Origin of the sequence: Streptomyces sp. NPDC046909 (genome assembly GCF_040644695.1) — a bacterium.
GTDB lineage: Bacteria > Actinomycetota > Actinomycetes > Streptomycetales > Streptomycetaceae > Streptomyces.
The window spans coordinates 1-25820 of the sequence record NZ_JBEYXC010000032.1 but is presented as its reverse complement, the minus strand read 5'-3'; the positions used below and the strand labels follow the sequence as shown (position 1 = coordinate 25820).

19 protein-coding genes are annotated in these 25820 nt (G+C 69.7%); 11 read left to right on the top strand and 8 right to left on the bottom strand.

What is annotated here, in order from left to right:
• Positions 1 to 134: 134 nt before the first annotated feature.
• The 3 genes from ABZ928_RS51525 to ABZ928_RS51515 all read right to left on the bottom strand — a co-directional run bounded on the left by ABZ928_RS51525 (position 135) and on the right by ABZ928_RS51515 (position 3620).
• On the bottom strand, positions 135 to 902 hold the full coding sequence (locus ABZ928_RS51525; RefSeq protein WP_361536437.1) for an enoyl-CoA hydratase-related protein: 768 nt from the start codon (positions 900 to 902) through the stop codon (positions 135 to 137).
• An 85-nt stretch (positions 903 to 987) separates the two neighbouring features.
• The gene (locus ABZ928_RS51520) at positions 988 to 2232 is read right to left on the bottom strand and encodes an Ig-like domain-containing protein (RefSeq protein WP_361536435.1); all 1245 of its coding nucleotides are present in this window, start codon (positions 2230 to 2232) and stop codon (positions 988 to 990) included.
• A gap of 167 nt (positions 2233 to 2399) precedes the next feature.
• The gene (locus tag ABZ928_RS51515) at positions 2400 to 3620 is read right to left on the bottom strand and encodes an Ig-like domain-containing protein (RefSeq protein WP_361536433.1); all 1221 of its coding nucleotides are present in this window, start codon (positions 3618 to 3620) and stop codon (positions 2400 to 2402) included.
• 151 nt (positions 3621 to 3771) lie between these two features.
• Here ABZ928_RS51515 and glgX point away from each other — a divergent pair, with 151 nt between their 5' ends.
• The 3 genes from glgX to ABZ928_RS51500 all read left to right on the top strand — a co-directional run bounded on the left by glgX (position 3772) and on the right by ABZ928_RS51500 (position 8573).
• Entirely contained in the window at positions 3772 to 6006 is a 2235-nt protein-coding gene (glgX, locus tag ABZ928_RS51510) for a glycogen debranching protein GlgX (RefSeq protein WP_361536431.1), read from the top strand.
• Between the two features lie 9 nt (positions 6007 to 6015).
• On the top strand, positions 6016 to 7038 hold the full coding sequence (locus ABZ928_RS51505; protein WP_361536429.1) for a hypothetical protein: 1023 nt from the start codon (positions 6016 to 6018) through the stop codon (positions 7036 to 7038).
• A gap of 107 nt (positions 7039 to 7145) precedes the next feature.
• Positions 7146 to 8573 carry a sulfatase-like hydrolase/transferase gene (locus tag ABZ928_RS51500; protein ID WP_361536427.1) on the top strand — a complete coding sequence of 476 codons (1428 nt, stop codon included), beginning with the start codon at positions 7146 to 7148 and terminating at the stop codon, positions 8571 to 8573.
• A gap of 8 nt (positions 8574 to 8581) precedes the next feature.
• On the opposite strand, the gene ABZ928_RS51495 is transcribed toward ABZ928_RS51500, so the two are convergent.
• From ABZ928_RS51495 to ABZ928_RS51480, 4 genes are read right to left on the bottom strand one after another with little or no spacing between them, the layout of a single operon-like run.
• Positions 8582 to 9211 carry a response regulator transcription factor gene (locus ABZ928_RS51495; RefSeq protein ID WP_361536425.1) on the bottom strand — a complete coding sequence of 210 codons (630 nt, stop codon included), beginning with the start codon at positions 9209 to 9211 and terminating at the stop codon, positions 8582 to 8584.
• On the bottom strand, positions 9204 to 10436 hold the full coding sequence (locus ABZ928_RS51490) for a sensor histidine kinase (protein ID WP_361536423.1): 1233 nt from the start codon (positions 10434 to 10436) through the stop codon (positions 9204 to 9206). The genes ABZ928_RS51495 and ABZ928_RS51490 overlap by 8 nt, the downstream gene beginning before the upstream one ends.
• Before the next feature lie 25 nt (positions 10437 to 10461).
• Positions 10462 to 11196, bottom strand: a complete 735-nt coding sequence (locus tag ABZ928_RS51485; RefSeq protein ID WP_361536422.1) for an ABC transporter permease — start codon at positions 11194 to 11196, stop codon at positions 10462 to 10464.
• The gene (locus tag ABZ928_RS51480) at positions 11193 to 12098 is read right to left on the bottom strand and encodes an ABC transporter ATP-binding protein (RefSeq protein WP_361536421.1); all 906 of its coding nucleotides are present in this window, start codon (positions 12096 to 12098) and stop codon (positions 11193 to 11195) included. The genes ABZ928_RS51485 and ABZ928_RS51480 overlap by 4 nt, the downstream gene beginning before the upstream one ends.
• A 217-nt stretch (positions 12099 to 12315) precedes the next feature.
• Between ABZ928_RS51480 and ABZ928_RS51475 the strand changes: the two genes are divergently transcribed.
• From ABZ928_RS51475 to ABZ928_RS51445, 7 genes are all read left to right on the top strand, one after another.
• On the top strand, positions 12316 to 14148 hold the full coding sequence (locus tag ABZ928_RS51475) for an ABC transporter ATP-binding protein (protein WP_361536419.1): 1833 nt from the start codon (positions 12316 to 12318) through the stop codon (positions 14146 to 14148).
• Positions 14145 to 16016, top strand: a complete 1872-nt coding sequence (locus tag ABZ928_RS51470) for an ABC transporter ATP-binding protein (protein ID WP_361536417.1) — start codon at positions 14145 to 14147, stop codon at positions 16014 to 16016. The genes ABZ928_RS51475 and ABZ928_RS51470 overlap by 4 nt, the downstream gene beginning before the upstream one ends.
• 31 nt (positions 16017 to 16047) lie before the next feature.
• A complete protein-coding gene (locus ABZ928_RS51465) occupies positions 16048 to 17862 on the top strand; it encodes an ABC transporter ATP-binding protein (protein ID WP_361536415.1) in 1815 nt (604 codons plus the stop codon).
• A complete protein-coding gene (locus ABZ928_RS51460; RefSeq protein ID WP_361536413.1) occupies positions 17859 to 19646 on the top strand; it encodes an ABC transporter ATP-binding protein in 1788 nt (595 codons plus the stop codon). The genes ABZ928_RS51465 and ABZ928_RS51460 overlap by 4 nt, the downstream gene beginning before the upstream one ends.
• Before the next feature lie 239 nt (positions 19647 to 19885).
• The gene (locus ABZ928_RS51455; RefSeq protein ID WP_361536411.1) at positions 19886 to 21934 is read left to right on the top strand and encodes a M4 family metallopeptidase; all 2049 of its coding nucleotides are present in this window, start codon (positions 19886 to 19888) and stop codon (positions 21932 to 21934) included.
• A gap of 208 nt (positions 21935 to 22142) precedes the next feature.
• Positions 22143 to 23810 (top strand): M4 family metallopeptidase, encoded by a 1668-nt coding sequence (locus ABZ928_RS51450; protein ID WP_361536409.1) that lies wholly within the window; start codon positions 22143 to 22145, stop codon positions 23808 to 23810.
• 68 nt (positions 23811 to 23878) lie between these two features.
• Entirely contained in the window at positions 23879 to 24418 is a 540-nt protein-coding gene (locus tag ABZ928_RS51445; protein ID WP_361536407.1) for a DUF1990 domain-containing protein, read from the top strand.
• A gap of 5 nt (positions 24419 to 24423) precedes the next feature.
• Here ABZ928_RS51445 and ABZ928_RS51440 read toward each other — a convergent pair whose 3' ends face one another.
• On the bottom strand, positions 24424 to 24546 hold the full coding sequence (locus ABZ928_RS51440) for a hypothetical protein (protein ID WP_361536405.1): 123 nt from the start codon (positions 24544 to 24546) through the stop codon (positions 24424 to 24426).
• A 463-nt stretch (positions 24547 to 25009) separates the two neighbouring features.
• Here ABZ928_RS51440 and ABZ928_RS51435 point away from each other — a divergent pair, with 463 nt between their 5' ends.
• Positions 25010 to 25660, top strand: coding sequence for a hypothetical protein (locus ABZ928_RS51435; protein ID WP_361536403.1), 651 nt, complete (start codon positions 25010 to 25012; stop codon positions 25658 to 25660).
• Positions 25661 to 25820 lie beyond the last annotated feature (160 nt).

The window sequence follows — 25820 nt, the reverse complement described above, 5'->3', positions numbered from 1 at the left end:
AGGCAATCTGCGGCTCCCTCGGCAAGGCAGACTTAAGGTTGCCTTAAGGCTCCCATAAACCGCCCCATCGAGGGACCCGGATCAGACATCCCGTCAACAGCAAGTACTTCAGGGGAGTTTCCTCAAGAGGTTCCTCACAGGAACTTGGCCTTGCCAGGGCCCTCCTCGACGAAGCTGCGCATCCCGGTCTCACGGTCGGCGGTGGCGAACAGGCCCGCGAACCAGTTCCGTTCGACGGCCAGTCCGGTGTCGATGTCGGTCTCCAGACCGGTGTCGATCGACTCCTTCGCCGCGCGCAGCGCGATCGCCGGGCCCTGCGCGAGCCTCGCCGCCCAGGCATGCGCCTCGGTGTAGACGTCGGCGGCCGGAACCACCCGGTCCACCAGGCCCAGCCGCTCGGCCTCGTCCGCCTTGACCATCCGGCCGGTGAAGATGAGGTCCTTCGCCTTCGACGGACCGATCAGCCGGGCCAGGCGCTGGGTGCCGCCCGCGCCCGGGATCAGACCGAGCAGGATCTCGGGCTGGCCCAGCTTGGCGTTGTCGGCGGCGATCCGGAAGTCCGCGCACAGCGCCAGCTCGCAGCCGCCGCCCAGCGCGTACCCGGTGACGGCCGCGACGACCGGCTTGGGGATACGGGCCACCGCCGTGAACGAGTCCTGGAGGGCGCGGGCGCGCAGGACCATCGCGGTGTGGTCCATGGCCTGCATCTCCTTGATGTCCGCGCCCGCCGCGAACACCTTCTCCCCGCCATAGATCACCACGGCCCGCACGTCCTCGCGGCGCGCGGCCTCCTCGGCGAGCTCCTTGAGCCGGTCCTGGATCGCGATGTCCAGCGCGTTCATGGGCGGGCGGTCGAGACGGATCGTGCCGACGCCGTCGGCCACTTCGAGAGTCACGGTCATGGCAGCAGGTTAACGGGGACTAACGACAACGGCCCCGGTGCGATGTCTCACACCGGGGCCGCCATCGACGTACGAACTCGAACCGCTACTTCTTCCACTCCGCCCAGGACAGGTTCCAGCCGTTGAGGCCGTTGGACGGGTCGACCGTCGGGTCGGTGGAGTTCTTGACGGTCACGACGTCACCGATGATCGAGTTGTTGAAGAACCACGCGGCCGGTACGCCGCTGTCGTAGCCGCCGCGGACGTCGCGCAGGCCGATGCAGCCGTGGCTGGCGTTGTAGTTGCCGAAGGCGCCGCCGCCCCAGTAGTTGCCGTGCACGAAGGTGCCGGAGTTGGTGAGGCGCATGGCGTGCGGGACGTCCTTGATGTCGTACTCGCCGTCGTAGCCGACGGTGTCGCCGTTCATCCGGGTGACCGTGAACTTCTCGCTGATGACCATCTGGCCGTTCCAGGTGGCGTAGCCGGGCTTGCCGGTGGTGACCGGGATGGTCTTGAAGAGCTTGCCGTCGCGCATGACCTTCATGGTGTGCTTCTTGGCGTCCACGATGGAGACCTGGCTGCGGCCGATGGTGAAGGAGACGGTCTTGGACTGCTTGCCGTAGACGCCGTTGCGGCCCTCGACGCCGTCCAGGTTGAGCTCGACGGTGACCTTGGTGCCGGCCTTCCAGTAGTTCTCGGGGCGGAAGTCGAGGCGGTCGTTGCCGAACCAGTGACCGGCGACCTCGACGGCCGGCTCGGTCTTGATCGTGATGGCCTTCTCGACGTCCTCGGGCTTGGTGATGCCCCGGGTGAAGCGGATGGAGAAGGGCATTCCGACGCCGACCTTGGAGCCGTCCTCGGGCGTGAAGGTGCCGATGAAGGTGTTCTTCGGCGTCAGGGTGGTGAAGCTGGAGTCCTCGGCGGCCTCACGGCCCTCTGAGTCCTTCGCGACCGCGTGCACCGTGTACTTGGTGGCGGCGGCGAGGTGGCTCGACGGCGTCCAGGAGGCGCCGTCGGCGGATATCGCGCCGTCGACCTTCGCGCCCTTGGAGTCCTTGACCTCGACGGTCGTCAGCTTGCCCTTGTCGGCGCCGACCTTGAGGACCCCGCTGGTCTCGACGGACTTCGCGCCGTCCTTGGGGGCGATGGAGACGACGGCCACGGACTGCTTGCTCTCGGCCGCGCCGGCGTCCGCGCTCTTGCCCGCGCCCGGCTCGGCGTCCGAGTCCCCGCCGCCTCCCCCGCACGCGGTGACGGCGGTCAGCATGACCCCCAGCAGCAGCGCCGCCGCGCGCCTACGGCCACGCACGCGTGCGTCAACCGACGCCCCCGATATCGGTCGCACGTTCAAGATCTTTTCTCCCCTCGCCGGGCCCGGTCCCAGGCCCGAAACCCCCGCGCTCCCCGCGCGTCCGGCGATATTAACCGCAAGATCAGGCCGGTCGACGGGGTGCGATTGTCACCGTTCGGTCCCAACTGCGCCCGCGCGACCGGGCCTCGACCCGGCCCCCCACCTGGTTACTTCACCGCGCTGCCCGCGATCCACGCCTTCCAGCCCATATTCCACCCTCCGAGGCCGTTGTCAGGAGCGACCTTTTTGTCATCGCTGTGGACGACCTCGACGACGTCCCCGACGAGGCTCCGGTCGAAGAACCAGCCCGCGGGCGTGTCCGAACTGCCCCCCTTCACATCCCTCAGCCCCACACAGCCGTGGCTGACATTGACCTTGCCGGGGGCGTTCGGCGCCCAGTAGTTGCCGTGCAGGAAGGTGCCGGAGTCGGTCAGGCGCAGGGCGTGCGGGACGTCCGGGATGTCGTACTCGCCGCCGAAGCCGACCGTGCGGCTGTTCATGCGGGTGACTTCGAGCATCTCGGTGACGACCATCTTGCCGTTGTACGTCGTCGTCCTGGGGGCGCCCGCCGTGATGGGAACCGTCGCGAGCAGCTCGCCGTCGCGCCGGACCTCCATGGTGTGCTTCGCGGCGTCGACGAGGGAGACCTGGCTGCGGCCGACGGTGAAGGAGAACGTCTTGTACTGCAACCCGTAGACCCCGGGCGCCCCTTCGACGTCCCGGAGCCTGAGCGCGACGGTGACCTGGGTGCCGGGCTTCCAGTAGTGCTGGGGGCGGAAGTCGAGGCGGCCCTTGTCGAACCAGTGCGGGCGGATCTCGACGGGCGGCTTGGCGGTCACGTGGACGGCGCGTTCGACGGCGGCGCGGTTCTCGATCTCCCGGTTGAACTCCAGGGAGACGATCATTCCGGTGCCGACGGTGGAGCGGTTCTCCGGGGTGACGTATCCGATGAACCGCTCGTCGGGGACGTAGGTGGTGAAGGTGGTGTGGCGGGCGGAGCGGCGCCCGTGTCCGTCCAGCGCGACGACGTCGACCGTGTACTTCGCGGCGAGGGCGAGCCGCGACTCGTCGGGCTCCCAGCGCAGCCCGTCCTCGGAGATGTGCCCGGCGACCGGGGTGTCCTGCGCGTCCTGCGACTTGACGACCTCCACCGACTCAAGCCGCCCACTGGGCACCCGGACACGCAGCGCGCTGTCGGGTCGGACGCCCTTGGTCCCGTCGTCCGGGGAGACGCGGATGACGTCCTCGGCGGCGGGGGGTTTGCCGAGCCCGCCGAGATCGATCCCTCCCGAGGAGCCGGAAGTGCAGCCGGCCAGCAGCCCGGCCCATGTCAGTACGGCGGCCAGTGCGGCCCCTGCGCGCCGAGCGCGTCCTTGTACGTGCCTCACGCAGGGCCCAACGACGAGGGCCGCCATGGGGAAACGTGAGTGCGAGCCAAGCTCTGGGCAGAACAGTGGGGAGGACGACGCGACGGGGAGCCGCGGCCGGGACGCCGCACGCCCTTTTGCACGTCGTTCCGCGAGCCGTGGGAGGCCCCAGGTGTCGAGCGCAGCCGAGCAGGAGGCGGTGGCCGAGGAGCGGCTGCCGGCTGCCGTCGTCAATGGGGCGCGGCGGGCCGCGCCGCCGCCGGCCGTGCCCGTGTGGCCCGGTGCGCCGATGCCGCTGGGGTCCCGGTTCCGGGTGGGCCCGGACGGGGTCGCGGGCACCAACTTCGCGCTGTGGGCGGGCGGGGCCGAGGGCGTCGAGCTGTGCCTCTTCGACGAGCGGGGCAAGGAGACCCGGGCCCGGCTGACCGAGCTGACGCACGAGATCTGGCACGGCTTCGTGCCCGGCGTGATGCCCGGGCAGCGGTACGGCTACCGGGTGCACGGCCGCTGGGACCCGTGGACCGGCGGCCGCTGGAACCCTGCGAAGCTCCTCCTCGACCCGTACGCCCGCGCCGTGGACGGCGACTTCAGCCTGCCGCCCGAGGTGTACGGGCATGTCCGCGACTGGCCGCAGCAGCAGGTCGCCGACACCGTGCGCGACGACCGGGACTCGGCGCCGTACGTCCCGAAGGGTGTCGTCGTCCACGATGACGACGACTGGGCGGACGACCGCCGCCCGAAGACGCCGTGGGCGGACTCGGTGATCTACGAGCTGCATGTACGGGGATTCACGAAGCTGCACCCGGGGATCCCGGAGGAACTCCGGGGCACGTACGCCGGTCTGGCGCACCCGGCGGCGATCGAGCACCTGGTGAAACTGGGAGTAACGGCGGTGGAGCTGCTCCCCGTCCACCAATTCGCCCACGAGGACCACCTGTTGAGGCGCGGCCTCAAGAACTACTGGGGCTACAACTCCATCGGCTACTTCGCCCCGCACGCCGCGTACGCCGCCTCCGGTACGACGGGTCAGCAGGTCGGCGAGTTCAAGCGCATGGTGCGGGCGCTGCACTCGGCCGGGATCGAGGTCATCCTCGACGTGGTCTACAACCACACGGCGGAAGCGGGCGAGTTGGGGCCGACGCTGTCGCTCAAGGGCATCGACAACCGGGGCTACTACCGGTTGCAGTCGGACGCGCGGCGGTACGCGGACTACACGGGCTGCGGGAACACCCTGCACGTCGTGCAGCCGCATGTGCTCCGTCTCATCACGGACTCCCTGAGGTACTGGGTCACCGAGATGGGCGTCGACGGCTTCCGCTTCGACCTCGCGGCCGCGCTCGCCCGGTCCATGCACGACGTCGACATGCTCTCCCCATTCCTGGCGGTGATCGCGCAGGACCCGGTGCTGCGGCGGGTGAAGCTGATCGCCGAGCCGTGGGACGTCGGCTCGGGCGGCTACCAGGTCGGCTCCTTCCCGCCCCTGTGGACGGAGTGGAACGACCGTTACCGCAACGCCGTACGGGACTTCTGGCGGGGCGCGCTGCCGGACGTACGGGACCTGGGGTACCGGCTGTCGGGCTCCAGCGACCTGTACGCGTGGGGTGGCCGGCGCCCGTACGCCTCCGTCAACTTCGTCACCGCGCACGACGGTTTCACCCTGCGGGACATGGTGTCCTACGAGCGCAAGCACAACGAGGCGAACGGCGAGGGCAACCGGGACGGTTCGGACGACAACCGGTCCTGGAACTGCGGGGCGGAGGGCGAGACCGAGGACGAGCGGGTACGGGGGCTCCGGCGCCGTCAGTTGCGGAACCTGCTGACGACGCTGTTGCTGTCGACGGGGGTGCCGATGCTGGTCGCGGGCGACGAACTGGGCCGGACACAGCGCGGCAACAACAACGCCTACTGCCAGGACAACGAGATCAGCTGGCTGGACTGGGAGCTGCTCGAACAGCCCGGCTGGAAGGCCCTGTTCGACCTCACATCGAGGCTGATCGCCCTGCGCCACCAGCACCCGGTCCTTCGCCGCCGGGCCTTCTTCTCCGGCCGCCCGCACTCGGCGGACGGCCTGCGGGACCTCGCCTGGTTCACGGCCCGGGGCACCGAGATGACGGAACGGGACTGGTACGCCCCGGCCGCCACCCTCGGCATGTACCTCTCCGGCCGCGACATACCGGGCCGCGACGAGCGGGGCGCACCCATCCTCGACGACAGCTTCCTCGCGGTCCTGCACGCCGGGGACCGTCCGGCGAGCTTCGTGCTGCCGGGGGCGCCCTGGGCGGAACGGTACGAGGTGGTCGTGGACACGTCCCGGGAGGAGCAGGGGGTAGCGCCTGGGGTGGTGCATCGGGCGGGGGTGGGGATTACGGTGCCGGCTCGGGCGGTGTTGTTGCTGCGGGTGGGGTGAGGGGCTGCGGTGTCGAACGGGAACACCTTCTTCCTGCATGGCCGCCGGCCCGATCCGCCGTCACCGCGCGCGGCGCAGGACCGGGGGCGGGGGCGGCGGCTGATCGTCGTCGGGTGGGTGCTGCGGGTGGGCGGGGCGGTGCTCGGGGTGGGCAGCATCCTGATGTTTCAGATCGTCCTGCGAGGGATCATCGCGCCCTCGGACCCGGTCTTGAAACTGCTGAGCCTGCTGGGGTGTGTCCTGGCCCTCTTCGCCGGCTGGGCCGCGCTCGGCTTGGCCCACGTCCGGCAGCGCGGTGGCAGACAGCACACCGCCGAGATCATCGACTCCGGCACCGCGGCCGCCCGGAGCGGCCATGTCCTGTATCTGCGCCCGTTCGACCTGGACGAGGTCATGTCCGCGATGCCCTACGACCTCTCCGGCGGCGGGGCGGGCGCGCACAACATCCTCCACTTCTCCGGGCGGACACAGGAGGAAGACCTGGTCGAGCGCTTTCGGCGGTGCGGCCCGGTCATCGCGATCGGCCGCCCCGGCGACGAACTGCCGAAGGCCGGCGCCCAGCGCATGTACGTGGCCGACAGCGAGTGGCAGCAGACGGTGAGCGGGCTCATCGACCGCGCCCGGGTGGTCGCCCTTTCGGTGGGCCCTGGGCAGGGCACGATGTGGGAGTTCGTGCAGTGCCTGCGTACCCTGCCGCCCGAGCGGCTGGTGCTGCTGATCTACTGCGAGAGGAAGGCGTACGACGACTTCCGCCGAGCGTCGGCGGACCTCTGCGCCCTGCCGGATTTCCCTCCCTTCGCCCGCCCGCACCGGCCCCGCTGGGAAGTCCTCATGAACAGCGGCCGGAAACGGCTGCTCTGGGACTTCACGCTGAAGGGCCTGATTGTCTTCGGGCCGGACTGGCAGCCGAGGTTCGTCCGGTTCGATCCGACACCCCTGCGCATCCCGACCGTCCGGTCCGTGCGCAAGCTCCTCAAGCGCGGGTTCGAGCCCGTCCTGGACAGGCTGGAGAAGCTGCCGCCCCGCCGCTGACACGTTTCAGGTCCATGAACTCCCCGCCGGATTCCTGGCCATGGCATCAACCCTGCTGATCCACTGGAGCCACCCCTGCCCCCATGGCCTCTGCACAAGGACCCCGCATGTCCGAAATCACCCGCCGTACCTTCGGCGGCCTCGTCGGCGGCGGTGCCGTCACCGCCGTCGCCGGTACGGCCGGCACCGCCGAAGCCGCCGACGCCGCCTCAGGCGAAGCCTCCCCCACCGAACGGCCCTTCAAGGCCAGGACCGGGTCCGTGAGCCGACGGCCCAATATCCTGGTCATCCTCGGTGACGACCTCGGCTGGGCCGATCTCTCCTCCTACGGCGCCCCGCACATCAGGACGCCGCACCTGGACCGGCTGGCCCGGCAGGGGGTGCGGTTCACCGACGCGTACTCGGGGTCCGCGACCTGCTCTCCCACCCGCTTCAGCCTCTACACGGGACGCTATCCGGGACGTACGCCGGGCGGCCTCGCCGAACCCATCGGCAACAGGACCCAAGGCCTCGACCCGAACCACCCCACCCTCGCCTCCCTCCTCAAGAAGGCCGGTTACGCCACCGCGCTGATCGGCAAGTGGCACTGCGGCTGGCTGCCCGACTACAGCCCCACCAAGTCCGGTTGGGACGAGTTCTTCGGCAACCACGGTGGCGTCCTTGAGTACTTCTCCAAGCTCGGCCAGCTCGGCGACTACGACCTGTACGAGGGCGACGCCACCTACAAGGACCTGCGCTACTACACCGAGGTCCTCACCGAGCGGGCCGTCGAGTACGTCGGCCGGGACCACGCCAAGCCCTGGCTGCTGAACCTCAACTTCACCACCCCGCACTGGCCGTGGCTCGCGGAGGGCGACGAGGAGACCGGCGCCGAGATCGAGGCGAAGATCCGCGCCGCCAAGAGCCAGGCGGAGGTCGTCGCCGCGCTCAACCACTACGACGGCGGCTCGGTCGAGAAGTACAAGGAGATGGTGGAGAGCCTCGACGCGGCCGTCGGCGAGGTGCTCGCCGCGCTGCGGCGCTCCGGGCAGGAGGAGAACACCCTCGTCCTCTTCGCCTCCGACAACGGCGGTGAGCGCTACTCCTACAACTGGCCGCTCAGCGGAGAGAAGTTCGTCCTCCTGGAGGGCGGCATCCGCGTCCCGACCATCGTGCGCTGGCCCGCCCGTATCGACGGTCACCAGGTCAGCCACGAGCCCAACTTCTCCCCCGACTGGACCGCGACCCTCCTGGAGATCGGCGGCGCCCGGCCCGACCCGGCTTACCCGCTCGACGGGACCAGCCTCGCCGGATATCTCCTCAAGGGCCACGAGCTGCCCGAGCGGGATCTGTTCTGGCGGGTGCGGGCCAACCGGGCGCTCAGGCGCGGGGACTGGAAGTACTACCAGGACGCCGACAAGACCGACCACCTCTACAACCTGGCCGCCGACTCCCGCGAACAGGCCGATCTCGCCCCGGACAAGCCGGAGTTGCTGGCTGAGCTGAAGGCGGCCTGGGAGAAGACCGCGGGCACGCTGCTGCCGTACCCGAGCTGAGCTTCGGGCTAGCTCAGAATCCCCCGCTGGTACGCCGTCGCGACCGCCGCCGCGCGGTCGTTGACGCCCAACTTGGCGTACAGGTGGGTGAGATGGGTCTTCACGGTCGCCTCGCTGATGAAGAGCTCGCGGGCGATCTCACGGTTGGACGTGCCCTTGGCGACGAGTGCCAGCACCTCGCGTTCGCGTGCGGAGAGCGGCTCGTTGCCGGGGGCGCGGACGGCTGACACCAGGCGGGAGGCGACGGCCGGGGACAACACCGTGCGGCCCTCCGCCGCCGCCCGTACCGCCGTGAAGAGTTCGTCGCGCGGGGCGTCCTTCAGGAGATAGCCCGTCGCGCCCGCCTCGATCGCGGGGAGCGTGTCGGAGTCCGTGTCGTACGTCGTCAGGACGAGGACCTTGGCGCGGGCGCCTCGGCGGGTCAGCTCGCGGATGGCGTCCACTCCTCCGCCGCCTGGCATGCGCAGGTCCATCAGGATCACGTCGGGGTCGAGGGCGGCGGCTCGCTCCAGCGCCTCGACGCCGTTGGACGCCTCGCCGAGGACGACGAAACCGGGGGCGTTCTCGAACATGCCGCGCAGACCGTCCCGTACGACGGGATGGTCGTCGACGATCAGCAGGCAGACCTCGTCATTCATTGCGGACCAACGGTACGCGAGCCGACAGGGCCGTGCCGTGACCCGGCTCCGACTCCACCGTGAGGGAGCCCGCGATGCGTTCGGCGCGGGCGCGCATGCCGTCGAGGCCGAAGCCGCCGGTGCGGGTGCGTTCGGGGACGGCGGCGGGGTCGAAGCCCTGGCCGTCGTCGCGGATGTCGAGGATGACCTCGTCGCCAAGGTAGGAGAGGGTGACGCCGACCCGGGTCGCCCGGGCGTGGCGGGCCGCGTTGGAGAGGGCTTCCTGGACGATCCTCAGCAGGGTCGCCGCGACCTCGTCGTGGAGTGGTTCCGCCGTGCCGGTGACGGTGAACTCGGCCCGCACGCCGGTCCGTTCGCCCCATTCGGCGACCGTCTTCTTCAGGGCCTCGGCCAGTCCGGCGTTCTCCAGCGCCACCGGGGCGAGGTTGTGCACCGAGCGGCGGGCCTCGCCGAGGCTGTGCCGGGCGAGGTCGGAGGCGCGGGCCAGGTGGGTGCGGGCGATGTCCAGGTCGGGGGCGTTCGCGACGACCTGGAGCTGGGCGATGATGCCGGTCAGGCCCTGGGCGATGGTGTCGTGGATCTCGGCGGCGAGCCTGCGGCGCTCGTCGGCGACGCCCGCCTCCCTTGCCTGGACGACGAGTTGGGCGTGAAGGGCGGCGTTCTCGTCGAGCGCCTGCTGGAGCGCCTCGATGGTCTCGGCCCGCTCGCGGGAGCGCTGCTCCTCCTGATAGGTGAGGTGGGCGACGGCCATGAGCAGCGCGTTGTTGGCGACCAGGAGCCCGCAGAACACCGCCACCTGGCCCCAGTTGCGGAACGGCAACCCGCCGGACTGCGACCCGGCCACCACGATCGACGTGGCGAACAGCCCGAACCGCTGCCGGCGGGTGCCGGGGAGCACCTCGTCGGCGTCGAAGTAGCCGGCCACCGCGTAGAACGCGAAGAACGGGTTGAGCCAGGTCAGCGCGAAGGAGATCGCCCAGCGCAGGACGTAGTAGACGACCCCGCGCCGGGAGGGCGTACGGCGGCCCCGGCGCGGTCCGTGCCACAGCTGGAGCAGGAGCGCGGCACCCACGAGGGGTCCGGCCGCCCACCACTCGCCGGGTCCGGCCATCACCTCGGCGCTGGTGACGGCGGAGAGGAAGGTGCCGATGGCGAGCAGTCCGTAGGGGCCCCAGGTGTGGAACTGGTCCCAGCGCCGCTCGATCGCTGCGTCGGACGCGGTCATGTCCCCAGTGTGCACGGTGAGGCGCCTACTCCCACCGGAACCAGCGCGTGGCCGCGGCCGTCAGCAGGACCGTCCAGGCGATGAGGACGGCCAGGTGGGTCCAGCCGATCCAGTCCCCTGCCGCGGCCCGGTTCAGTGCCTCGGCCGCCGCGCCGAACGGGGTGTAGCCGACGGCCCGGGCGAGACCGTCCGGCATGGTCTGCACCGGCGCCCACAGGCCCGCGCAGAACATCGCCGGGAAGAACACGGCGGAGCCGATGGCACCGGCGATCTTCGTGGTCCGGGACAGCGCGCAGACGACCGCGCCGAGCGCGAGGGCGACGAGGACGGCGAGGACCAGCGCGAGGCCGTATCCGAAGACCTGTTCGGGCAGTCGTACGTCGAAGGCGAGCCGTCCGACGGCCAGCGCGAGCAGCGCCGAGCCGAGGGCGGCACCGCCGAAGACCAGCATCTGGGCGGTGAGCAGGGCGGACGGCCGTACCGGTGTGGTGGACATCCGGCGCAGGATGCCGCGCTCGCGGTAGCCGGTGAGGGTCTGGGGCATCGCCTGGAGGCCGCCCATGATCAGGCCGAGGAGGACGGCGACGGGGACGTAGACGTCGATGGTGCGCAGGCCGCCGAGTTCGGGGTCGGCGTCCCGGAAGGACGGGATCGAGCCCAGGATGGCCAGGAGCAGGGTCGGGAAGAGCAGGATCCAGAAGAGGGCGGCGGGTTCGCGGCGGAAGAGCCGGATCTCGGTCCGCAGTACGGCGGTGTTCATGCCGTCGCCTCCTGTGTCAGGTCGAGGAACGCGTCGTCGAGGGTGGCCTCCGTGACGCGGAGCTGGTGGGCGGTGACGTGGAGCCGGGCGAGGAGCGTCATCACGGCGTTGACGGTCTCGTCGGTGCCGGAGAGGGTGACGCGGCCGTCCCGCTGCTGGACGGAGGCGACCCCGGGCAGTGCGCCGAGGTCGTGGTCGTCCAGCGGGGCGGAGGGCGTGAAGCTGATGACGGTGGCTCCGGCGGAGCGCCGGATGAGACCGGCCGGGGTGTCCAGGGCGGCGACCCGCCCCTTGTCGATCACGGCGATCCGGTCGCAGAGGCGCTGCGCCTCCTCCATGAAGTGGGTGACGAGGAGGACGGTGACGCCGTTCGCGCGGATGTCCTCGATCAGCTCCCAGGTGTCCCGGCGGGCGCGCGGGTCGAGGCCGGTGGTGAGTTCGTCGAGGACGACGATCCGGGGGTTGCCGATGAGCGCGAGCGCGATGAACAGGCGCTGCTTCTGCCCGCCGGACAGCTTCCCGAACCGCGTGGTGAGCTTGCCGGTCAGACCGAGGCGCTCGGCGAGGGGACGCCAGTCGGCGGGGTGCTCGTAGAAAGTCGCGTACAGCTCCAGTGCCTCGCGGACGGTGAGCTTGGCCTGGAGTTCGCTCTCCTGGAGCTGGGCGCCGAGGACCCGGGCCACGCGCGCGTGGTCGGCGACGGGGTCGAGCCCGATGACCCGGACCCGGCCCGCGTCGGGCACCCGGAGCCCCTCGACGCACTCGACGGTGGTGGTCTTGCCGGCGCCGTTCGGACCGAGGATCCCGAAGATCTCCCCCTCCTCCACGGCGAAGGAGACGCCGTCGACGACGGGCCGGCCGCCGTAGGACTTGCGAAGATCGCTTACTTCGATGAAGGACATGCGTCCAGGGTTCCGGCGGGCGGGGGTCGGCCACATCGGCCGTCGCGCTCGATGAGGCATCAACCGATCGGTTGATGGAGGCCTACGACCATGTCGTCGGGGCCCACGACCGTGCTGTACGACCGCTCGAACACGCAGGTCGTAGGACCAGCGGCCGATCCCGGTCCGGCCAAAACTCGGTGGGCGTTGTCAGTGCCGGTCCGTAGGCTCGCTGCTGATGTCCACGACACGTGCAACCACCAAGGACCACTCCGCCGTCCGGACCCTGCTGCGGCTGTGGCCGTACGTCCGGCCCGTCCGGGCGCGGATGGTCACCGCCGCCTGCGTCGCGGTCGTCGCCTCCTGTACGGGGCTGGTGATCCCGCTCGTCCTGAAGTGGATGGTGGACGGTCCCGTGGCCGACCGGGACCCGGCGGGCGTCTGGCTCGGCGCGCTGTACCTGCTGCTCCTCGGGCTCGCGGAGGCGCTGCTGTTCGGCCTGCGCCGATGGCTGGTGGCACGGCCGCTCTCGCATGTCGAGGCGGAGATGCGGGCGGACCTGTACCGGCACCTTCAGCGTCTGCCGGTGTCCTTCCACGACCGCTGGGCATCGGGCCAGCTGCTCTCCCGGGGCACCACCGACCTGATGCTGCTGCGCATGTTCCTCGCCTTCCCGCTGACGTTCCTGCTGGTCAACGGCGTCACCATCCTGGTCGGCGTGATCATCATGCTGCTCCAGGACTGGACGCTCGGCCTGGTCATCCTCGGCCCCGCGATCCCCGTGATCGTCACGTGCGTGCTCTTCGAGCGGCGGTACTTCCATGTGGCGCGCCTCGCCCAGGACCAGGTCGGCGACCTGACGACGGTCGTCGAGGAGAGCGTCCTCGGCATCCGCATCATCAAGGGCTTCGGCCGCCACCGCAGCCAGGCGAGGGCGTTCCGCGAACTGTCCCGGACTCTGCGGGGAACGGAACTGCGCAAGGCGCGACTCCTCGCGTCGATCTGGGGCGTCATCGTGACACTGCCCGAGATCGCGATCGGGGCCGCGCTGGTGCTGGGCTCGGTGCAGGTGGCGGACGGCGACCTGTCGGCGGGAACCCTGGTCGCCTTCCTGTCGACGGCCCTGGCGCTGAGGTGGCCCATCGACTCGATCGGCTTCCTGTTGGCGATCAGCCAGGACGCGGCGAGTGCGACGGAACGCTATTTCGAGGTCATGGACGAAACCCCGGAACAGGAAGCGCCCCGAAGGGGCGCGGGGAACTGCGCGACCAGCCCCCACCAACCCGCAGACAACAACGACGGCCTACGTTTCCACAACGTCCGTTTCCGCTACCCGGACGCCCCACCCGACTCACCCCCCATCCTCGACCGCATAGACCTCCACATACGCCCCGGCGAGTCCATGGCCCTGGTAGGCACCACAGGCAGCGGCAAGACAACCCTCACCGCCCTGGTCCCCCGCCTCCACGAGCTAACCTCGGGCCGTATCACCCTCGACGGGCAGGACATCACCGAGCTCTCCCGAGAATCGCTGCGCGAACTCGTGGCGGTGGCCTTCGAAGAGCCCACCCTCTTCTCGGCCAGCGTCGGCGAGAACGTCCTGATGGGCGACGAGGAGGGAAACCTCGACCGCGCCCTGGCCGTCGCGCAGGCGGACTTCGCCCACGCCCTCCCCCAGGGCACCGACACTCAGGTGGGCGAGCAGGGCCTCAGCCTCTCCGGCGGGCAGCGCCAACGGCTCGCCCTGGCGAGGGCGGTTGTCGGCCGCCCCCGCTTCCTCGTGCTGGACGACCCGCTGTCCGCGCTGGACGTCCACACCGAGGCAGCCGTGGAGGCCGCGCTGCGTGAGGTGCTGGCCGAGACGACCGCCCTGATCGTGGCGCACCGCCCGTCGACCGTGCTGCTCGCCGACCGGGTCGCCCTGCTGTCGGAGGGCCGTATCGCCGCCGTGGGCACGCACCACGAACTGCTGCGCACGAACGCCGAGTACGCCCACTTGATGTCAGGGTCCGACCGGATGTCGGAGTCCGGCCTGATGTCAGGGTCCGGGGAAACGGAGGACGACCGATGACGGCGCCGACGAAGGCCGCACCCGCCCCCGCCGACGACGACGAACCGGACGTCCCCAGGACCACCAGCGACGGCGACGGCGACCCCTTCGACCACGACGTCCTGCCCACCCCACCGCGCGCCACCACCGACCTGCTGCGGTCCCTGCTGGCGCCGATGAAGGGCAGGGCGCTCGGCACCGCGTTCCTGCTGCTGCTCCAGCAGGCGGCGGTGCAGGTGGGTCCGCTGCTGGTGGCGTACGCGATCGACAGCGCCGTACCGGCGTTCCGGGACGACAGACACGGACCGCTGATCGCGGTGGCCGTCGGCTATCTCCTGTGCGCGCTGGCGGCGGGCGGACTCCAGTACGCCTTCATCCTCGCCTCGGCGCGCGTCAACCAGGACGTCCTCCTGGATCTGCGCGGCCGGATCTTCCGCCACGCGCAGGCCCTCAGCGTGGACTTCCACGAGCGCTACACGTCGGGCCGGCTCATCTCGCGGTCCACGGCGGACGTCGAGTCGTTGCGCGAACTCCTCAATGAAGGCTTGCAGGAGCTGGTGACGGTCGTCCTGTCGTTCCTCTACATCTCGGCGCTGCTGCTCTGGCTGGACCTGGGGCTCGGCGCGGTCGCGGTGGCGTCCTTCGTGCCGCTCTACCTCCTCGTACGGGTCTACCAGCGGCGGGCGGGAGAGGTGTACGCCCGTCGGTCCACGGCCATCGCCGCCGTGATCGTGAAGTTCGTCGAGACGATGAACGGCATCCGGCCGGTACGGGCGTTCCGGCGCGAGGCGGCCAACGACGCCGACTTCGCCGTACTGAACAAGCGGCACGAGCGCACGAACGGCGACGCGCTGCTGGAGATGGCGCGTTACGTCGTCGGCTCGCGCCTCGTCGCCAACACGGCCGTCGCGCTGATCGTGCTGTGGGGTGCCTACCGGGTGGCGGACGGCACGCTGGCGCTGGGTGTGCTGGCGGCGGCGGTGCTGTATCTGCGGCGGCTGTACGACCCGATCGACCGGCTCGGCATGTTCCTCAACTCGTACCAGTCGGCGGCGGCCTCGCTGGAGAAGATCGCGGGCCTGCTGGCGCAGACGCCGTCGGTCCCGGAACCGTCAACCCCGAAGGAACTCCCGGCCCTTGAGTCGGAGCACCCGGGCCGCGAGGTCGTCTTCGACGAGGTCCGCTTCGCCTACCGCACCGGCGGCGAGGTCCTGCCGACCTTCGATCTCACCCTCCCCGCCGGACAGACGGTCGCGGTGGTCGGCTCGACCGGCGCCGGCAAGTCGACGCTGGCCAAGCTCCTCGCCCGCTTCTACGACCCCTCCGAGGGCCGGGTCCTCCTCGACGGCGTCGACCTGCGCGACCTGACGGTGCCCGAACTGCGGCGCGGGGTCGTCATGGTGACCCAGGAGGCCTTCCTCTTCTCCGGCACGGTCGCCGACAACATCGCCATCGGCCGCCCCGACGCCACCCGCGAGGAGATCGAGCGGGCCGCGAAGGCCATCGGCGCCCATGAGTTCATCAGCGCCCTGCCCGACGGGTACGACACGGACGTACGCAAGCGGGGTGGCCGTATCTCGGCGGGCCAGCGTCAACTGGTCGCCTTCGCGCGGGCGTTGCTGGCGGACCCGGCCGTCCTCATCCTGGACGAAGCGACCAGCTCGCTGGACATCCCGGGTGAACGGGCGGTCCAGCGCGCGATGTCGACGGTGCTGCACGGCCGTACGGCGGTCGTGATCGCGCACCGCCTGTCCACGGTGGAGATCGCGGACCGGGTGCTGGTGATGGAGCACGGCCGCATCGTCGAGGACGGCCCGCCGGCCGAACTCATCGCGGGGACGGGCAGGTTCGCGGATCTGCACCGGGCGTGGCGGGACAGCCTGGCGTAGTGGAGTGGAGTGGCGGAACGGGGGACGACAGGTGATCGACGCGTACGAGGATCCCGGCACGCCCGACGCCCGGGGCGGCTGGTGGTATCTGCTCTGGCTCGTGCGATGCCAGCTCGGGCGGTGTGCCGCCGGGGCGGTGATCGCGAGCACGTGGATGGTGCTGCTGGCCGCGACGCCGTATCTGATGGCCAAGGCGATCGACGAGGGCCTGGAGCCGGGCGACATGGCGGCGCTCGCGGGCTGGTCGGTGGCGCTCTTCGTCGTCGGTTCGTTCAACGCGTGGCTGAGCATCATGCGGCACCGCACGATGACCCGGGTGCGGATGGACGCCAACTTCCGCACGGTGAAGGTGGTCGTCGGGCACGCGGTCCGGCTGGGCGCCGCGCTGTCGCGGCGGTCGGGGGCCGGGGAGGTCGTCACGATCGGAGTGGGTGACGTCCAGACGATCGCCCAGGCCCTGACCGTGGTCGGCCCGGGTGTCGGTGCGGTCATCGCCTACCTGACGATCGCCGGACTCCTGGTCTCGGTCTCCCCGCTGATCGCGGCCGTGGTCCTGCTGGGCATCCCCACCATCGTCCTCGTCGTCGGCCCCCTCCTCACCCGCCTCCAGGGCACCGAGACCGAGTACCGCGAACGCCAGGGCGTCCTCACCGCCCGCATCGCCGACCTCGCGGGCGGCCTCCGCGTCCTCAACGGCCTCGGCGGCAAGCGCCTGGTCGCCGACGCCTTCCACCACGACTCCCAGCACCTGCGCGCCCAGGGTTATCGCGTCGGCGCGGTCACCAGCTGGGTCCAGGCCCTCGGCGTGGGCCTCCCGACCGTCTTCCTCGCCGTGGTCACCTGGCTGGCCGCCCGCCTGGCCGCCCAAGGCCACATCACGGTCGGCGAGTTGGTCTCCGTCTACGGCTATGTCGCCGTCCTGGTCGGCCCGGTCGCCTTCTGGGTCGAGTGCGGCTACATGCTGAGCCGGGGCGTGGTGGCGGCCCGCCGGGTCGTACGTTTCCTGCGCCTGGAGCCGATGGAGGACAGGGGCACGAGGGCCGCCCCGATCGAGCCTTCCGTCCTGCACGACCCGGAGTCGGGCGTACGGGTGCTGCCGGGCCGCCTGACGGCCCTGGCGAGCGCCAACCCGGCGGACACGGCGACGGTGATCGACCGCCTGGGCAGATACACCCCGTCACGCACGACCTGGGGCGAAGTCCCGCTGGACGAGATCCCGTTGCGGGAGATCCGCGCCCGCATCCTGGTGGCGGACCACGAGGCGGATCTGTTCGCGGACACCCTGCGCAATGTAGTAGAGGGCGCGGGCAAGTCTTTTAGGGGCGCAGGGAACTGCGCGACCAGCCACAACGCACTCGCACACACCAACGCACCAGCCGAGGCACTTTCCGAGGCGCACCTCACCCAAGCCATACACGCAGCGGTCGCAGACGACATCGTCCAAGCCCTCCCCGACGCCCTCGACTCCCCCATCGACGCCCAGGCCCGCAACCTCTCCGGTGGCCAACGCCAACGCATCCGTCTCGCAAGAGCCCTCGCCGCCGACCCCGAGATCCTCCTCGCCACAGAACCCACCTCAGCCCTGGACGCCCACACAGAGGCCCGGGTAGCCGAAAGACTCCGCACCGCCCGCAACGGCCGTACGACCGTCGTCACCACCACCTCCCCCTTGGTCCTGGACCGGACGGACACCGTGATCTACCTCGTCGACGGCAAGGTCGAAGCCACCGGCACCCACCGCGAACTCCTGGACGAGCAACCGGGATACCGCGCACTGGTCGCGCGAGACGCCGACACCGACGCGGACGCCGACGCCGACGCCGACGCCGAGGAGGCCGTACGGTGACGACTTCCGGACAGGTGACGACTTCCGGCCACCTCCCCGTCGCGGACCCCGCCGACGTCCGCCGCGCGTCCGTCAGGCTCATCCGCGCCGACGCCCGCGCCTTCTCCACCGCCCTCGCCCTCAACTCCGCCGCCGCGGTGGCCGGTCTGGGCGGCCCGTGGCTGCTCGGCCGGATCATCGACGAGGTCCGCGGCGGCAGCGGGGTCGGCACGGTGGACCGGCTCGCCCTCGCGCTCCTCGTCTGCTCCCTCGCGGAGCTGCTCCTCGCCCGCTGGGCCCGCTTCGTGGGTCACCGTTTCGGTGAGCGCACCCTCGCCCGGGTGCGCGAGGAGTTCGTGGACCGTACCCTCGCGCTGCCCGCGTCGGTGGTGGAGCGGGCGGGTACGGGCGATCTCACGGCCCGTGGCACGGCGGACGTGGCGACGGTCGGCACGACCCTGCGCGACGCGGGTCCCGACCTGCTCATCAACTCCGTACGGTTTCTGTTCGCGCTGGGCGCGATCTTCGTGATCGACCCGCGTCTCGGCGCCCTCGGCGTGCTCGGTCTCACCCCGATCTGGCTCGCGCTGCGCTGGTATCTGCGCCGGGCCAGGGACGGTTATCTCGCGGAGGGCGCGGCCACGTCGGACATCGCGGAGATCGTCGCGGCGACGGCGTCAGGGGCGCGGACGGTGGAGGCGCTGCGGCTGGAGGAGCAGCGGGTCCGGGCGAGCCGGGACACGATCGAGACGGCGCGGCGCACCCGCTTCTACACCCTGTATCTGCGGTCGGTCTTCTTCCCGGCGGTCGAGGTGTCGTACATCCTGCCCATCTCCGGGATCCTGGTCCTCGGCGGTCTGCTGCACGCGCACGGCGCGGTGAGCCTGGGTGCGGTGGTGGCCGCCGCCCTGTACCTCAACCAGCTGATCAATCCGCTGGACCAGATCCTGATCCGGGTCGAGCAACTGCAGAGCAGCAACGCCTCGTTCGCGCGGGTGGAGGGGCTGGCGCGCGCCCCGAGGGCCACCGAGGCGGAGGCGCTCGCACCGGCCGGCGACCGTATCGACGTGACCGGTGTGCGCTACTCCTACGGGCGGGGCGGCGAGGTGCTGCACGGGGTCGATCTGACCGTGCGGCCCGGGGAGCGGCTCGCGATCGTGGGGCCGTCCGGCGCCGGGAAGACCACGCTCAGCCGGCTCCTCGCGGGCGTCGACGCCCCCACCGAGGGCACGGTGACGGTGGGCGGGGTGCCGGTCGTCGAGCTGGGGCCCGAGCAGCTGCGCCGCCAGGTGGTGCTGGTCACCCAGGAGCACCATGTCTTCCTGGGCACGGTCCGCGACAATCTGCTGATCGCCGAACCGGGCGCGCGCGACGCGGAGTTGTGGTCGGCGCTGGAAGCGGTCGGCGCCGACACGTGGGTGCGGGAGCTACCCGACGGCCTCAACACCCCACTCGGCGACGGAGGTCACGCCACCGACGGCTCACAGGCCCAGCAACTCGCCCTCGCCCGGGTCGTGTTGGCCGACCCCCACACCCTGATCCTCGACGAGGCCACTGCACTGCTCGACCCCACCACCGCCCGGCACACCGAGCGCGCCCTGGCCGCCGTACTGGAGGGCCGTACCGTCATCGCCATCGCGCACCGCCTCCACACGGCCCATGACGCGGACCGGGTGGCGGTGATGGAGGACGGCCTGCTCACCGAACTCGGCTCGCACGAGGAGCTGGTGGCGGCGGGCGGGGCGTACGCGGCGCTGTGGCACTCGTGGCACGGGGACCGGTCCACGCGACCGGCGGGCGAATAGTCCGTTTACCGAACATGACCAACCGGGCAACGGACGATTTCCAGCCAAGTTCCTGACGCGCTCCTGACAGAAACCGCGAACTGCTGCCACTCTTCCCACGGCCGCTTCACAGCAACCCCACAGCTCGACCCCAGTGAGGCGACCCCGCACGCGCACCGCCCGTTCTGCCCGGCCGGCCCACCAGCCGTCCGGTCTCCCCCGGCCGCGCGACCCGCGGCCCGCAGAAGCAGGAGTCAGTGTTGAGAGAGAGTTCCTCCCACAGACGCACCTCCCACGCCACGCACCGCAAGGCCGCCGCCGTAGCCCTCGTCGGTGTGTCCGCCCTGATCGCCGCGGCCGTCCAGTCGGGCGCCGCGTCCGCCGCCCCGGAGAAGGCACCGTCGGCCGCGGGCAAGGTCATACCGGGCGCCGAGTCCGTCAAGCTCTCCCCCGCCCAGCGCGCCCAGCTGATAAGCGAGGCCAACTCCACCAAGGCGGACACCGCCAAGGACCTGGGCCTGGGCGCCAAGGAGAAGCTGGTCGTCCGTGACGTCATCAAGGACGGCGACGGCACGGTCCACACCCGCTACGAGCGGACGTACGCCGGTCTGCCCGTCCTCGGCGGCGACCTGGTCGTGGAGACCACGAAGGCCGGTGCGACCGAGTCCGTCGTGAAGGCCACCAAGAAGGCCATCAAGCCGGCCACCACCTCGGCCGCGCTCCCCGCCGCCAAGGCCGAGAAGCAGGCCCTCACCCTCGCGAAGACCGCGGGCGCCGAGAAGGCCGACACCAACCGCGCCCCGCGCAAGGTGATCTGGGCCGGCAGCGGCACCCCGACGCTCGCCTGGGAGACGGTCGTCGGCGGCCTCCAGGAGGACGGCACCCCCAACGAGCTGCACGTCATCACCGACGCGGCCACCGGCGCCAAGCTCTACGAGTACCAGGGCATCGAGACCGGCACCGGCAACACCATGTACAGCGGCACGGTCACGCTGGGCACCACCCAGTCCGGGTCGACGTACAACCTCACCGACGGCGCGCGCGGCAGCCACAAGACGTACAACCTCAACCGCGGCACCTCCGGCACCGGCACCCTCTTCTCGGGCGCCGACGACATCTGGGGCAACGGCAGCGCCTCCAACACGGAGACGGCCGGCGCGGACGCGCACTACGGTGCCGCGCTCACCTGGGACTACTACAAGAACGTCCAGGGGCGTTCGGGTATCCGCGGTGACGGCGTCGGGGCGTACTCCCGGGTCCACTACGGCAACGCGTACGTCAACGCGTTCTGGTCCGACAGCTGCTTCTGCATGACGTACGGCGACGGCTCGGGCAACACCCACCCGCTGACGTCCATCGACGTGGCCGGCCACGAGATGACCCACGGCGTCACGTCGAACACGGCCGGGCTCAACTACAGCGGTGAGTCCGGCGGCCTGAACGAGGCCACCTCCGATATCTTCGGCACGGCGGTCGAGTTCTACGCCAACAACTCCTCCGACGTCGGTGACTACCTCATCGGCGAGGAGATCGACATCAACGGCGACGGCACGCCGCTGCGTTACATGGACCAGCCGAGCAAGGACGGCTCGTCGTACAACAACTGGACGTCCAGCATCGGCAACGCCGATGTGCACTACTCGTCCGGCCCGGCGAACCACTTCTTCTATCTGCTGAGCGAGGGCAGCGGCGCCAAGACCATCAACGGCGTCAGCTACAACTCGCCCACCGCGGACGGCCTTCCGGTCACCGGCATCGGCCGCGACAAGGCGGAGAAGATCTGGTTCCGCGCGCTGACCACGAAGTTCACGACCACCACGAACTACGCGGCGGCCCGCACCGGCACCCTCGCGGCGGCCGGTGAGCTGTACGGCACCACCAGCGCCGAGTACACGGCGGTCGCCAACGCCTGGGCGGGCGTGGCGGTCGGCTCGCGTCCCGGCGGCGGTGGCGGTGGCGGCACCTCCTTCGAGAACACGACCGACGTATCGATTCCGGACAACGGGGCGGCGGTGACGTCGTCGATCACGGTCTCCGGCCGGACCGGCAACGCGCCCTCGAACCTCGCGGTCGCGGTCGACATCGTGCACACCTACATCGGTGACCTCCAGGTGCAGTTGGTGGCCCCCGACGGCTCGGCGTACACGCTGAAGGCGTACGGCACCGGTGGCAGTTCGGACAACATCAACACCACCTACACGGTGAACGCGTCCTCCGAAGTGGCCAATGGAACCTGGCAGTTGAGGGTCCAGGACAACGCGGCCATCGACACCGGCTACATCAACAGCTGGAAGCTCACCTTCCCGTAGGCCTCACCGCTTCTGAGGGCTCCTGGACAGGGCGCCGCCCCGGTGGTTCGACTCCCCGGGGCGGCGCCCTCGTTTACATTCCCGAAACGTTAATCGGACAGTCGCTTTTCAGCCAACATCACTTCAGGGTCCTGACATGTACGCGCCCCTGATGTCACTCTTCCCTCACCCGCCGCACAACTTCGCAACCCCCACTCAAGGAGCTTGTGTGACCCCCGTCTACGCGCGTCACAAGCGCACCACTCTGGCCATCGCGACCGCTGTCGCCGCCGGAGCTCTCCTCACCACCGGTCTGACCACAGGTACCGCCACCGCCCAGACCCCGGCGGAGACGAGCGGCAAGGCCACCCTCGCCGGCGCGCCCCTCCAGCTGACCGCGGCCGCGCGCACCACGCTCATCAAGCAGCAGCAGGCCGGCGCCGCCGACACCGCCGACGAGATAGGCCTCGGCGCCCAGGAGAAGCTGGTCGTCAAGGATGTCGTCAAGGACGCCGACGGCACCGTCCACACCCGCTACGAGCGCACCTACGCGGGCCTGCCGGTCCTCGGTGGCGACCTGGTCGTCCACGAGTCCAAGGCCGGTGTGACCAAGGGCGTCTCCAAGGCGACGAACAAGACCATCAAGGTCGCCTCCCTGACCCCCAAGCTCACCGTCGCCAAGGCGGAGAAGGCGGCGCTGACCGCCGCCAAGGCCGCGGGCTCGGAGAAGACCGCCGCCGACGGCGCGCGCAAGGTCATCTGGGCCGGCTCGGGCACCCCCGTCCTCGCCTACGAGACCATCGTCGGCGGCTTCCAGGACGACGGCACCCCGAACCAGCTGCACGTCATCACCGACGCCGCCACCGGCAAGAAGCTCTTCGAGTACCAGGGCATCGAGAACGCCACCGGCACCGGCAAGAGCCTCTACTCGGGCACCGTCAGCCTGGAGACGACCCTGTCGGGCTCGACGTACCAGCTGACCGACGGCACCCGCGGCAGCCACAAGACGTACAACAAGTCCCACGGCACCAGCTCCTCCGCGGGCACGCTGTTCACGGACGCCGACAACACGTGGGGCACCGGCGCGGCCTCCAGCTCCACCACCGACCAGACCGCGGCCGTGGACGCCGCGTACGGTGCGGCGGAGACGTGGGACTTCTACAAGAACACCTTCGGCCGGAGCGGCATCAAGAACAACGGCGTCGCGGCCTACTCCCGGGTCCACTACGGCAACGCGTACGTCAACGCGTTCTGGGACGACAGCTGCTTCTGCATGACGTACGGCGACGGCGAGGGCAACGTCAACCCGCTGACCTCGCTGGACGTGGCCGGCCACGAGATGAGCCACGGCGTCACCTCGAACACGGCGGGCCTGAACTACTCCGGCGAGTCCGGCGGCCTGAACGAGGCGACCTCCGACATCTTCGGCACGGGCGTCGAGTTCTACGCGGCCAACTCCAACGACGTCGGTGACTACCTCATCGGCGAGAAGATCGACATCAACGGCGACGGCACCCCGCTGCGCTACATGGACCAGCCCAGCAAGGACGGCGGCTCCGCCAACTACTGGTCCTCGTCGGTCGGCAACCTGGACGTCCACTACTCGTCCGGCGTCGCGAACCACTTCTTCTACCTCCTCTCGGAGGGCAGCGGTTCGAAGACGATCAACGGGGTGTCGTACAACTCCCCGACGTACAACGGCTCCACCGTCACCGGCATCGGCCGCGCCAAGGCGCTGCAGATCTGGTACAAGGCGCTGACGACGTACTTCACGTCGACGACCAAGTACGCGGGCGCCCGCACCGGCACCCTGTCGGCGGCGGCCGCCCTGTACGGCTCCGGCAGCACCGAGTACAACGCGGTCGCGGCGGCCTGGACCGCCGTGAACGTGAGCTGACCCGAGGGGGGTTGACGGGCGGCACCCGGGAAGAAGGCATTCCGGGGGCCGCCCTACCCTTGTTTCCCATGCCGCCGAAAGAGCCCACGACCGACCCCTCGAACGACTTCACGTACGCCGACGTAGGCGCCACCCGTCGAGCCGACTTCTGCCCACCCGGCTTCCACCCCCTCCACGTCCGCACCCGCATCGGCGAGGGCGAGCCCGTCTTCCGCCGAGCCTCCGAAGCGGTCCTCACCTGGGAGATGCACCGCGCGATGGGCGTCGGCATCGACGCGACCGCCTCCCGCGCGGCCCCGGAGGTCGACGTCACGGTCACACTCGCGGGCGTGATCAAAGCCCCGTGCCGCGTGGTGTGGACGGTGGAGGAGCCGCGGCGGGCGGGGTGGGCCTACGGAACACTTTCCGGCCATCCCGAGTGCGGCGAGGAGTCCTTCGTGGTCGACCGCACGGGGGATGGGACGGTGTGGCTGACGGTGTCGGCTTTCAGCCGGGGCGCGAAGTGGTACGCGAGGGCGGGCGGGCCTGCTACTCGGGGGTTGCAGCATGCTTATGCTCGGCGGTGCGGGGTGGTGTTGCGACGGTTGAGCGGGCCGCACGAGGAGTAGCCACGTCACGGCAGATCGCCTTCACTCCCCATCTCGCGCAGGACGATGTCGATCTCGTCGTCCGTCAGCGGGGGGGGTCGAAGCAATTCTTCGAAGGTGATGTTGCGTTGCTTAGGCGTGGCGTTCACCCTCACACAAGCGCCCTTCGGGGGTAGACCTACCGCGTCTGCCCACCAGGGGAAACGATCCGGTCAACTGTCGGCAATTGCCATCCAGCGTCCTCACGGACAGCAGAGCATTTTCGATTTTCTCGGGTCATGGAGAGAAACCGCGCAGTTCCGCCCAGGGGCTCATACACAGCAGCGCCGACCGACACGGAAAAGGATCCGATCCACAGGAACCTCGCCGGCGGTCTACCTCACTCTCAACGGCCATCCATTTTACGTCATGCGGGAGTTCATCACCCGACAGAACCCGCTACCCGTTTGCCAATTACCCTCCCCCACGACCGATCTCATCTACTCCCAGACGGTCATACTCGGCTCCGCACGAGCGCCGCTTGCCATACTCCACAGCACAACTGACACTCCCCTGCAACCAGCACCGAGGTGTGCCACATCACCACCACACCCCTTGTGTACAATTCGCCTCATGATTGATCCAATTCAAATTGACCTGCCCACCTTTATTCGCGACTGGCACGGGCCTTCCAGTATGCCCGTCACGCCATTGCCTTCAAAATTCTCCTGGCTCCCATCCCCCCTCAAAGAGTGGTACGAACTCTCGTCACAATGGTCCGACAGACTGATCACCATTAAAGAATTTCTCGCACCGGATCAAATCGAGATTGAACACGGCAAGGCCATCTTTATGGAGGATTATGGTGATCAGTCCTGGGCTTTCGATGTAAATAACCCATCAATCGTCCTTGAAGGCCAATCGGACGGGTCATGGAAAAGATCGACAGAAACCCTTTCCGAATTCCTCATCCATAACATAATGCACGACTCCGCACACAACGCCCCCTTTCAGCGCGCGTGCAACAATGTTCCAGATTCATACCTTCCCGACATTCTGACAGCAATGCAGGAAGTCACGTTCGGTGGCTGGCTCTGGCCGCGCCCTGGCCATCAAATCTTTCTCAGTGATGGAATCATCGCAGACATTGGCCCCGCAATGGATGACGAAGCCCCCTGGGGAGACAAGCCTGGGTACTTTGAGGTCCAAATCGGAGCAACTACCTCTAGGCGCCTTGACTACCTAGACGAGATGCATGCGATCAGGTGGATCAGGTCTGAATAGCAATAAAACGCGCGCAGAGGGGCCCGGCAGCAATCCACCGAGCCCCCTCCAGAAACCACTATTTCGGGAGTGTCTTGTTTTTGGGTCTTCCAAGATTTTCGTAGGTGTTGATCGGCTGCTCGGTTTCGGCCCGGTCGCGCGTTGTGGTCCGGCAGGCTTG